This is a genomic window from Micromonospora sp. KC606 (assembly GCF_004348675.1).
GTDB lineage: Bacteria > Actinomycetota > Actinomycetes > Mycobacteriales > Micromonosporaceae > Micromonospora.
In genome coordinates this window covers 1-10752 of record NZ_SMKN01000194.1, presented here as the reverse complement: position 1 = coordinate 10752, position 10752 = coordinate 1, and the positions used below count along the sequence as shown (strand labels likewise).

The 10752-nt window shown below is 72.8% G+C and carries 10 protein-coding genes and 1 pseudogene; 1 reads left to right on the top strand and 10 read right to left on the bottom strand.

Annotated features, from left to right (window positions below; genetic code table 11):
• The 4 genes from E1193_RS25535 to E1193_RS25520 form a co-directional block, all read right to left on the bottom strand.
• The coding region (locus E1193_RS25535; protein ID WP_132185731.1) for a CDP-glycerol glycerophosphotransferase family protein at positions 1-1799 on the bottom strand (1799 nt) is incomplete at its 3' end.
• A 15-nt stretch (positions 1800-1814) separates the two neighbouring features.
• Positions 1815-3731 carry a DUF5941 domain-containing protein gene (locus tag E1193_RS25530; RefSeq protein ID WP_243707891.1) on the bottom strand — a complete coding sequence of 639 codons (1917 nt, stop codon included), beginning with the start codon at positions 3729-3731 and terminating at the stop codon, positions 1815-1817.
• Between the two features lie 41 nt (positions 3732-3772).
• Positions 3773-4516: an ABC transporter ATP-binding protein gene (locus E1193_RS25525; protein WP_132185729.1), complete on the bottom strand. Its 744-nt coding sequence runs from the start codon at positions 4514-4516 to the stop codon at positions 3773-3775.
• Position 4517: 1 nt separating this feature from the next.
• Positions 4518-5345, bottom strand: a complete 828-nt coding sequence (locus E1193_RS25520; protein WP_132185728.1) for an ABC transporter permease — start codon at positions 5343-5345, stop codon at positions 4518-4520.
• A 442-nt stretch (positions 5346-5787) separates the two neighbouring features.
• On the opposite strand from E1193_RS25520, the gene E1193_RS25515 reads away from it, so the two are divergent.
• A complete protein-coding gene (locus E1193_RS25515; RefSeq protein ID WP_132185727.1) occupies positions 5788-5991 on the top strand; it encodes a PspC domain-containing protein in 204 nt (67 codons plus the stop codon).
• A gap of 87 nt (positions 5992-6078) precedes the next feature.
• On the opposite strand, the gene E1193_RS25510 is transcribed toward E1193_RS25515, so the two are convergent.
• From E1193_RS25510 to E1193_RS25485, 6 genes and pseudogenes are all read right to left on the bottom strand, one after another.
• Positions 6079-6843 carry a DUF4230 domain-containing protein gene (locus E1193_RS25510; RefSeq protein ID WP_132185726.1) on the bottom strand — a complete coding sequence of 255 codons (765 nt, stop codon included), beginning with the start codon at positions 6841-6843 and terminating at the stop codon, positions 6079-6081.
• A gap of 99 nt (positions 6844-6942) precedes the next feature.
• The gene (locus E1193_RS25505) at positions 6943-8103 is read right to left on the bottom strand and encodes an acyl-CoA dehydrogenase family protein (protein WP_132185725.1); all 1161 of its coding nucleotides are present in this window, start codon (positions 8101-8103) and stop codon (positions 6943-6945) included.
• A gap of 32 nt (positions 8104-8135) precedes the next feature.
• Positions 8136-8441, bottom strand: a complete 306-nt coding sequence (locus E1193_RS25500) for a type II toxin-antitoxin system VapB family antitoxin (protein ID WP_132185724.1) — start codon at positions 8439-8441, stop codon at positions 8136-8138.
• A 180-nt stretch (positions 8442-8621) separates the two neighbouring features.
• The gene (locus E1193_RS25495) at positions 8622-9224 is read right to left on the bottom strand and encodes a nitroreductase family protein (RefSeq protein ID WP_132185723.1); all 603 of its coding nucleotides are present in this window, start codon (positions 9222-9224) and stop codon (positions 8622-8624) included.
• A 2-nt stretch (positions 9225-9226) separates the two neighbouring features.
• A complete protein-coding gene (locus tag E1193_RS25490) occupies positions 9227-10156 on the bottom strand; it encodes an aldose 1-epimerase family protein (protein WP_132185722.1) in 930 nt (309 codons plus the stop codon).
• A 133-nt stretch (positions 10157-10289) separates the two neighbouring features.
• A pseudogene (locus E1193_RS25485) lies at positions 10290-10752 on the bottom strand (MFS transporter); the annotation flags it as partial.

Sequence of the window (10752 nt, the reverse complement as noted above, 5' to 3'; positions counted from 1 at the left end):
CGCCGCCCAACCCGCCCCTGCCGGTCGTGGAAGTAGTGGCTGCGGATCAGCAGCCTCCCGGTGGGTCCGAGCACGTCGAGCAGCCGGCCCGGGTCGAACGGCGGGCGGTAGCGCGGCAGGTGCTCGCGGTGCGTCGGGGCGTACAGCACCACCCGCTCGCCCGGGTCGATCCCGAGCCGCCCGCGGACCTCGGCCACCTCCTCGGCGGTGGCGACGGCCAGCCGGTCGTTGCGCGGGTAGCCGACCTCCAACGTCGTGTACGACGCCGGGTAGGCCCGCTCCCACATCTGGGTGGAGAAACTGTTGGCGGTGATGCTGTAGTCCCAGCGGTCCACCCGGCGCAGCAGCCCGGCGAAGTCCAACCCGACCGCGCCCAGCGGGTACCTCTGCTGGTCCAGACCCATCACCTTCACCGGCGTGCCGTGGTGGGTCTGCAGGTGCACCGAACCGGGCCGCTTGCGGACGTAGTCCGGAAAGTTGACGTTGTTGACCAGCCACCGCGCCCGAGCCAGCGCACGGTAGTAGGCAGGGGTGCCCGCCACCACGTACTCGGTGCCGGGCGGCAGGGTGTCCACCCGGTCCCGCCGGACGATCCACACCGCGCGGACCTCCGGCGCGAGCCGCCGGGCGGCGGCGGCGACGGCCGCGGGGTTGCAGGCATGGCCGCGATACCAGTAGGCGGCGTACACGGCCAGCGTCGGGTCGATCGGCCGGCGTAACTCGGCCCGGTAGTACTCACGCAGCACCCCGTCCCGGGTCAGTTGGGCGGTCCGCCGGGCCACCGGCGCCACCCGGCGGGCAACGCCCCGGACGGTCGCCCGAGCCTGGTTCGCGCCGCGCAGCGCGCTGAACGTCCGCCAGCGTCCCGCCGACACCAGCCGGTGCTTGACCCCCTCCACCCCGCCCGGCGCGGGATAGCCGGCGGCGGGAAGGAACCGACGGTAGTCGGCGGTGATCCGGTCGAAGAAGGCCGCCCGCAGCTCGGGAGCGATCCGCTCGCCGTTGCCGAGCACGGTCAGGTGGTGCCAGACCATCCGCTCGAAGACGGCCGGCCGCAGCCCGGCCGACTCCGGGTGGTCGTCGAGGAACCGGAACACCCGGTGCCACTGGTCGAAGACCTCGAAGTGCCGGTCCCCCGGGGTCCGGGTGATCGCACCGGCCCGCCGCTGCCGGTAGTGCACGCAGACCCGGTCGAGCACGCCGATCCGCCCGGCGGCCAGCAGGACCGGGTAGGTGAACGAGACGTCCTCGTACCAGCCGGGGACGAAGCGCAGCCCCAGGCCGGTCAGGAACTCCCGCCGGACCAGCCGGTTCCAGGCGGTGTGCAGCAGTCGCAGGGCCTCCGGCCGGTCGGCCAGCCGGAAGGTGGCCTCGCCGGGCGGCTCGGGGAACACCTCCGCCATGGCGCTGCGGCTCGCGGTGTCGTTCCAGTGCACCCGGACGTGGTCGACGACCAGCACGTCCGGGCGGGTGACGCGGAGCCGGTCGGCCACCTCGGGCAGGCAGTCCGGGGCCAGCCAGTCGTCACCGTCGAGGAACCAGACGTACTCCCCGACGGCTCGGTCCAGCCCGGCGTTGCGGGCCGGACCGAGCCCGGCGTTCTCGCTGAGCCGGACCACCCGAACCCTCCGGTCACGGGCGGCGTACTCGTCGAGGATGTCCCCACTGGCGTCGGGCGAGGCGTCGTCGACGCCCACCACCTCGATGTCGCCGAACGGCTGCCCGAGCAGCGAGTCCAGGCATTCGCGCAGGTAGCCCTGCACCCGGTAGGCCGGGACGACGAAGCTGATCAGGGTCATCCCGGCCGCCCTCCGTCAGCCCGGCGAGCCGCCCGAGAAAGGCACCGCCGTCGCCCGCGCGGCGCGGGCCGGCAGGACGACCCAGGTCAGGACGACGCTCGCCACGAATACCACGAGAAGGTACACACCAAGTGTAGCCAGGCCAACTCCGGCAAAACCGGTGATCCCCGCGAGGGCCAGCAGCACCGAACGCCCGTCCCATCCCAGCGTCCCGCCGTGCAGCGGCGGCGCGGACTGCCGCTTCTCCAGCCGGGCCACCAGGTCGTAGTGGTGCAGGGTGAGCACGAAGACATACCCGAAGACCAGCCAGGCCGGGGCGCCGCCGACCACCCCCACGGCGATCGCGAAGAGAAACTCCCCGGCCCGCAGAGCCGCCGGCACCAACCAGTCCAGCGGCCCGTTGTGCGCCGCGCCGGCCCCCAGCCCGGCCACCAGCAGCGCCAGCAACGCCACCGGCAGCCACCAGCACAGCCCGCCCGAACCCTCGCCGCCGGCCGCGAGCAACGCCGCCACCAGCAGCACCGCCGGGCCGAGCGCGCCGACCACGGCCAGGGTCAACGGCCCCACCGGCCGGACCACCGGCAGCCGGGTCACCAGCGGCCCGTCGTCCCGGTGCAGGGTCGCGTCGACGGTGTCCAGCACCGGCACCCACATCCAGCGGGCCCGCAGGGTCCGCAGCGCCCCCGTGTACGCGAACGCGAGCGTGCCCCAGAGCAGCACCGCGACCAGGCTGACCGTCGGGCCGAACAGCGCGGCGGTCAGCGCGATCAACGCCCACCGCTCCCCGATGGGGAAGACCACCGTCCGCTTCAGCCAGTACGACACCGAACCGGTGTCAGCCTGCACCCGGGTCGACGCGGCGTTCAGCATTCCGCCGATGCCGCTGCCCACACCCGCCGCCGGCCGGGGCCGCCGGGCCGCCTCGTCGTGCAGCACCCCGTACCAGGCGTCGGTCATGTGCCGGACGGTCTGCAACGTCATCGCCGCGAGCGCCAGGGCCCAGCCGTGGCGGAAGCCGGCGGCCGTGGCCCCGAAACCGAGGCCGGCGTAGACCACGTATTCCTTCGCCCGGTCGGCCATCGTGTCCAGCCAGCCACCCCAGGCGCTGAAGTGCCGGGTGTAGCGGGCCAACTGCCCGTCCACGCAGTCCAGCACGAAGCCCAGATAGAGCAGGACGCCGCCGGCGACCAGTGCGGGCCGGCCGCCGACGCCGAAGAGCACCGCCGCGACGACGGCGAAGAGCACCGAGATCATCGTGACCGCCGTCGGGCTCAACCGCAGCCGGGCACACGCCTTCGTGACGTACGGCGACCAGGTGCTGACGAAGTAGGTGGTGAAGAAGTCGTCCCGCTCCTTGACCGACAGCCGCAGCTCGGCGCGGTCCTCGTCCACGCCTGACAGCGCCGCCTCGGCGGCGTGCAGCCCGGCGGCGTCGCCGACCCGGTGCGCCACGAGCAGGCGTACCCGGTGGGCGAAGGTCAGCGTGCCGAGCGCGGTGAGGGCGGCGAAGAGCCGGTCCACCGCGGGCCCGGCCGCTGTCCGTGCCCCGGCGGCCCGCGCGGCGGCGGCGAGCACCGGCAGGTCGCCCGCGCCGACCCGCAGCGCCCCGCCGAAGACGCCGGTCGCGTCGGCCAACTCCGGCCCGGCCGCCACCACCTGGCCGCGTTCCTCACGGACCGCGACCCGGCCGTCGGCTGGCGGATCGGTGAGCACCAGGGCCACCGTCGGCCCGACCGGGCTGGTCCGCAGGTGTCTGAGTACGGCGGTGTGCGCGACCAGGTCGGCCCCGGTCACCACCACCGGCCCGGTGACGGTGTCGACCAGGTCGGCCAGCTCGACCAGGTCGGCGACCACCCGGACCTCGTCCACCCCGGCCCGCCGCCACTGCGCGGCCAGCCGGTCGGCGAGGGGCTCCCCGGTCGACGTGGGCAGGTTCGCCGCCGGCGTGCCGGCGGCGAGGACGATCGCGAGGGTCACCGCGGCACCGCGGCGTGGTACGCGTCGAGCGCCTCGGCGACCGTGCCGTCCACGGTCAGCCGCCCGCCGTCGAGGTAGAGCCCTCGACGGCAGAACCGGGTCAGATCCTTCTCGTTGTGTGACACCAGCACCAAGGTGCGCCCCTCCGCGAGCAGTCGGTCGATCGTCGAATAGCACTTCTTGCGGAACTCCGCGTCGCCCACCGCGGTCACCTCGTCCATCAGCAGGACCGGGTGCGGCAGATGGGAGATGATCGCGAACCCGAGCCGGACCTTCATGCCCGACGAGTAGTGCCGGACCGAGGTGTCGATGGCCCGCTCCACCTGCTCGCCGGCGAACGACACGATCTCGTCGAAGTGCCGCTTCAGGTACCCCGACGACAGTCCGTGCAGCCCGCCGACGAGGTACAGGTTCTCCCGACCGGTGAGGTCATTGGAGAAGCCGGCGGAGAGCTCCAGCAGCGGCGCCACGTCGCCCCGAACGGTGATCCGCCCCTCGTCGGGGATGAGCACCCCGGCGATCAGCCGCAGCAGGGTGCTCTTGCCGGTGCCGTTGCGTCCGATCACGCCGAGCGTGTCGCCGGGCTCGACGGTGAACGACACGTCCCGCAGCGGCCAGAACTGGCCCGCCGCCGCCCCGCGTCCGCCCCGGTGGATGAACAGCTCCCGCAGCCGCAACTGGCGGCGGCGATTGCGAACGAACCGGATGCCGAGGCCCTGCGCCTCGATGATCGGGGCCACCTCACAGCTCCTTGAGCACGGCCGGTTCGAGCCGGCGGAACGTCCACCAGCCGGCCACCAGCGCCAGCAGGCTGCCGCCGACCGTGGTGGCCAGCAGCCGGGCGTCCGGGAACTCGTCCGGGTACCAGATCGCGTGCTGGAGCTGGAAGATCCCGACCAGCGGGTTCAGCTCGTACGCCACCTTCAGCCAGCCCGGCAGCTCCGACTCCCGCACCAGGCTCAGCGGGTAGATGATCGGCGTGGCGTAGAAGAGCACCCGGATGATCAACCGCATGAACCGCTCGACGTCGCGCATCAGCACGTTGACCGCGGAGAGCAACAGCGATAGCCCGATCAGCAGGGTGGCCTGCACCAACACCGCCAGCGGCAGGGCGAGCAGCGACCAGCCGGGGTCGATCCGGCCGTGCGCCGCGTAGCCGGCGGCCACCGCGGCCAGGATCGGCAGGCCGGCGACGTACTCGGCGAAGCGGCCGGTCACCCGGCCGATCGGGAAGACCTGCCGGGGCACGTTCATGGTGGTGATCAGGCGGGACTGCCCGGTCAGCGCGTTGGTCGCCTCGCTCAGCGCCGAACTGGTCCACATCCAGGCGAAGATGCCGGTGATCAGGAAGAGCGGGTACGACTCCGCCGCCTGCCCCAGGTGCCGGCTGGTGTCGCCGGAGTAGAGCACGCCGAAGACGAAGAAGTAGATCGCACCCATGCCGAGCGGTTCGATCAGCGACCAGAAGTAACCCAGCACCGACTGCTGGTACTTCACCGCCAGGTCCCGCTTGACCAGGATGCGCAGGGAATTGCGGTGCGACCAGAGAGCCGCCACGCCAGCGGTCACCGTCGCCTCCCGCCTGAAGAAGAACGGACGAAAGGTTAGCAGTCGGTGAACGAACGCCCATCAGCGCTCGATCACGTTGCCGGCCACGCCGCCGCGTGCCGCCTCCTTGCCCGTGGCCCTCGTGTCGGCGCCCGCCTCGCGCGTCGTCTTGATGCTAGCCACCGGTCCCCGCTCGACGCAGCGGATCCTTCACCTGGCCGGGGTCTCCCTGACTGGCGCCCAGGGGCCGCATGTCGCGGCTCTTCCGTGCGGAGACAGGGCGACATGCGGCGACCGACGCACCGGCGCACCCGGGTCGGTGGGTGCGTCGGCCGCGGCCGACGCGGGTAACCACCTACGGGTACGCGGTCACGAGATCCCCCTCGGGACGGAGGGCGCCATGGCCGCCCCTTCCTACCGTGGAGGTCAGAGCGGCGGATCGCCGCAGAGTGGGAGTACGACGATGAGTCGCAAACTGGTCCGACCCCGCGAGGGGCGCATGCTCGCCGGCGTCTGCGCCGGCCTGGCCCGCCGGTTCAACACCTCAGCCAACATGATCCGGCTGCTGTTCCTGCTGTCGCTGCTGCTGCCCGGCACCCAGGTGATCGTCTACCTCGTCCTGTGGATCCTGATGCCGAACGAGGACCGGGTCGCCACCCGCTACTGACGGCGTCGCCCGGGCGGACCCCAGCGGTGGTGCCCGGGTCGGAGTCGGGCAGGGGCGGAACGCGCACCGCCCACCCCTGCCCGCACGTCAGGGAGCGGTGTAGGTGACCGTCACGCGCTCGTAGCCGAGGGAGCGGAGCAGGCCCTCCAGCATCTTGCGGGTGTTCTCCTCGGCCCGCTGCGGCAGCCCGCTGTCCCGGGCCGCCGCGGTGATCCGCTCCTCGGCGAGCCGGTAGACCTGCCGCTGCCGGTTGGGGTCGCCGTCGACCAGCTCACCCACCCGGTTGAGCAGACCGCGCTCCTCGGCGAAGACGTAGCTGGACTCCAGGTCCAGGTTGGTCTCGCCGAGCTGCGGCGCGGGCAGCCTGACCTCCACGGACTTCCCGTCCGGGGAGACCACCAGCGCGCCCTCCGACAGGGTCGAGAAGTCGACGTACGCCTCGACGCTGCCCGCCCCGACGAACAGGGTCCGCTGGTTGAGCAGCCACTCGGGCACGTTGTTGCGGTCCTTCTGCAGGTCGACGACGACCTGGAAGTTGCCCTCGGCGGCGACGTAGCGGCTGAGATCCTGGATCGACTTGAGCAGCGGCGGCTGGCTGCGGTCGGTCTGCTCCTTGCCGAACGGGTTACGGAAGTCCGGGAAGATCCCGGTGGTCTGGACGCCGAGCAGCGCGACCAGCACCAGCGCCACCGCCCCGAGCACCAGCAGCAGGCGCTTCACCGGCCCGCCCGGGGCGCCGCGCCCGCCCGGCGTGGACCCGGGTGGGACGTCGGACCGGGCCGGCAGCGAGTCGGCGGTCGGATAGCCGGGAAACTCCCTGGTGGGCTCGTTGATGTCGCCGTCGCGGGCCATCGCCCTCACCATCCTCGTCAGACACCTCGTCTGGGGATGACGGTACGGCTCCGGTACGACACCCGCCCGTCGGGTGACCCGAACGGGTGAGCCCGCAGGTCAGGCGAAGGCGGACAATCCGGTGAGGTGTTGGCCGATGACCAACTGGTGGATCTCGGAGGTGCCCTCGTAGGTCAGCACGCTCTCCAGGTTGTTGGCGTGCCGCATGATCGGGTACTCGCCGGAGACACCGTTCGCGCCGAGGATGGTGCGGCACTGCCGGGCGATCGCCAACGCCTCCCGCACGTTGTTCAGCTTGCCGACGCTGACCTGCGCCGGGCGCAGCGCCCCGGCGTCGGCCAGCCGGCCCAGGTGCAGTGCGAGCAGCAGCCCCTTGTTCCACTCGACGGCCATGTCGGCGAGCTTGGCCTGGGTGAGCTGGAAGGCGGCGAGCGGCCGGCCGAACTGGGTGCGGGTGGTGGCGTACGACAGGGTGGTCTCCAGGCAGTCGCGGGCCGCACCGAGCGCGCCCCAGACGATGCCGTGCCGGGCCTCGGTCAGGCAGCTCAGCGGGGCCTTCAGCCCGGTCGCGCCGGGCAGCCGGGCGTCCGCCGGTAGCCGGACGTCGTGGAGGACGATCTCGCCGGTCAGGGAGGCACGGAGCGACATCTTCCGACGAATCTCCTGCCTGCCCACCCCGGGGGCGTCCATGGGCACGAGAAAACCTCGCACCCCGTCGTCGGTACGCGCCCAGATCACCGCGACATCGGCGACCGGCGCGTTGGTGATCCACATCTTGCTGCCGAAGAGCACCCAGCCGTCGCCGTCGCGGCGCGCCCGGGTCGCCATCGAGGCCGGGTCGGAGCCGTGGTCGGGCTCGGTCAGCGCGAAGCAGCCGATCGCCCCGCCGGCCGCCATCACGGGCAGCCAGCGCTGTTTCTGCTCCTCGCTGCCGTAGCGCCGGATGGCGTACATGGCCAGCGAGCCCTGCACCGACACCAGCGAGCGGACACCGGAGTCGCCGGCCTCCAGTTCCAGGCAGGCCAGCCCGTACGCGACGGCGGAGGCGCCGGCGCAGCCGTACCCGGTCAGGTGCATGCCGAGCAGGCCGAGTCGGCCGAACTCGCGGGCCAGTTCGCGCGCGGGCACCCCGCCCTCCTCGTACCAGCCGGCGACGTGCGGGCGTACCCGGTCGTCGACGAGCCGACGTACGACGGCGCGGATCTGCCGCTCATCCTCGGTCAGCGAGGCGTCGACGTCCAACAGGTCCAGCGGACTCATGACGGACACCTTAACGAACCCTCAGGGGCGGGTCACTCGCCCTGGCCGCCGAGCACCAACACCCGGGCGTGGATCTGGTTGCGCTGCTGCAACGCCGCGCGCAGCGCCCGATGCAGCCCGTCCTCCAGGTAGAGACCGCCGTTCCACTGCACCACGTGCGGAAACAGGTCGCCGTAGAAGGTCGAATCCTCGGCGAGGAGCTTGTCAAGCGCCAACTCCCGCTTGGTGGTGATGAGCTGGTCCAACCGCAGCGGGCGCGGTGGGATCTCCGCCCACTGTTTCAGGGTGAGGTTGTGCTCCGGGTAGGGACGCCCGTCCCGGACCGCTCTGAAGATCACGGCACGCTCCCCTCCCCGTGGCCGGGCCGACCGACGGCGCGGAGCCGGGTCACGCCGTGGCGCCGCGCGGTGCGGCACCGATGACCGTGCCAGCCTAACCGCCCGCACCACACCGCGTTTTACTCCCTCACGCCGGTTTTGCCACCGCCGGCACCCACTCGGAACCCGGCGAATCACCACTCAACTCCACCGGCCGCGCCGGACCACCTCGCCTACCGGTCTACGCCCCCGGCGCAACGATGGTGACCGATGGTCCACAGCTCGGTAACCCACCGTGATGGCCCCGATCGGCTGGTAATCCTCCGGCACCCCGAACGCCGCCCGGTAGGCGGCCAACCGCTGCGGTGGAATACCGAAGAAGCAGGCGCCCAACCCCTCGTCCACGGCGGTGAGCAGCATCAACAGCGCCGCGAACCCGGTGTCCACGTACCAGTACGGCACCGGCCACCGCTCGGCCGACCGATCCGCCCAGCCCTTGTCCGGCTCGGCGTACCGCTCCAGGTAGACCGAACGGTTCGCGTGCGGCACCACGATCAGCGGCGCCCGGCGCATCCCGGCCAGCCAGCGTTCCCGCCCGCCGCCGCCCGGGGTCGCCGCCGCCCAGAACCGCTCCCGGTCCTCCGCCGCCTCCAGCACCAGGAAACCCCAGCCCTGGGCGAAGCCGGCCGAGGGCGCCCGGACCGCGTGCTCCAGCAGCCGGTCCACCACCTCGGGCGGGACCGGGCGGCCGGGGTCGAAGTTGCGGACCATCCGACGCCGCCGGACGACCTCGACGAACTCCACGCTCAGGCCCCGGGCCGCAGACCCCAGGCGCCCCGCCAGGTCGCGCCCGGCTTCAGGGTGATCAGGTCCTTGCCGGACCGGAACGCGTCCGCCGGGCAGGTCATCGGCTCGACCGCCACCGAACGGCGGAACCGTTCGCCGGTCAGGGTGTCCCCCGTGTAGACCTGCCACCAGCCGAACTCCCGGTCCGCCCAGATGCGCAGGGCCGTCGAGCCGTCCGGGGCGGCCAGGATCACCGCCGACCCGCCGTCGTCGTCCCGGACGACGTCACCGAAGGCCAGGTCGAGCACCGCGTCGCCGATCGGCCGCGGCTCGGTGAAGTCGTACTCGGTGCCGGCGACCGCGGTCGCGCCGACCGGCAGCAGCCGGCTGTCCAGCAGCACCCGGGACCGCGCCGGCACCCGCAGCGACGTCTGGTCCACCGGCACCCCGGGCAGGCGCAGGTACGGGTGCACGGAGAAACCGAACGGCGCCGGCTCCGCCCCGACGTTGGTCACCTCGTGCTCGGCCCGCAGGCCGGCCTCGCCAACGCTCCACCGGCTGCGCAGCCGCAGCGCCCACGGGTACCCGGGCTGCGGCGCCAGGTCGCACCCGATGGTGACCGCGTCCGCCGACTCCTCCAAAAGGTGCCAGGAGACCCAGTTGACCAGGCCGTGGATCGCGTTGTGCCGGGCCGGCTCGGACAGGTCGAGTTGCAGCGATCGCTCGCCGAACTCGTACACCCCGTCCCGGATCCGGTTCGGCCACGGCGCCAACACCTGACCCGCCGAGCCGGGGCAGATCTCGTCCGCCCCGTACCCGTCGACGAAGTCCACGCCATCACACCGGTACGACCGCAGCCCACCGCCCACCTCGACGATGACCGCCTCGTGACCGGCGGCGGCGATGGTCCACTGTGCACCCGAGGGCGGGCGCGGCACGGCATTCTCCATGCTCGCGACCTTAGTCCTGCCCCCCGGCCCGCCGCCGGGCCGGTGCGCCGACGTCCCACCTGCCGGTGCGCCCCCGCTCTGACCCGGCCGGCTCGGACGCCCCCCGGCCGGCGGCCCAGTCCCGACCGGCGGCTCAGTCCCGACCGGCGGCCGCCGCCGCCCGGTAGCGGAGCAGCGCCGGGAAGAGCGCCACCAGCACGACGGCGAGCACCGCCGCGGCCAGGCCGCCGCCGACCCAGGCCACGCCGGAGCCGAACCCGGCCGCCATCGCCCCCGCCCGCAGGTCGCCCAGGCGGGGCCCGCCCGCGACCACCACCGTGTTGACCCCCTGCAACCGGCCACGCATCCGGTCCGGCGCGTAGCTCAGCAGCATCGACTGTCGCAGCACCGCGCTCACCAGATCGGCCGATCCGGCCAGGGCGAGCAGCAGCACCACCAACCAGAGCTGTCGGGCCAGCCCGGCCAGCGCGATCGCCACGCCCCAGCCGACCACCGCCAGCGCCAACGCCACGCCCTGCCGGCGCAGCCGGCCGATCCAACCGGAGGTGAGACCGCCCAGCATCGCGCCGATCGCGATGGCGCTGTACAGCCAGCCC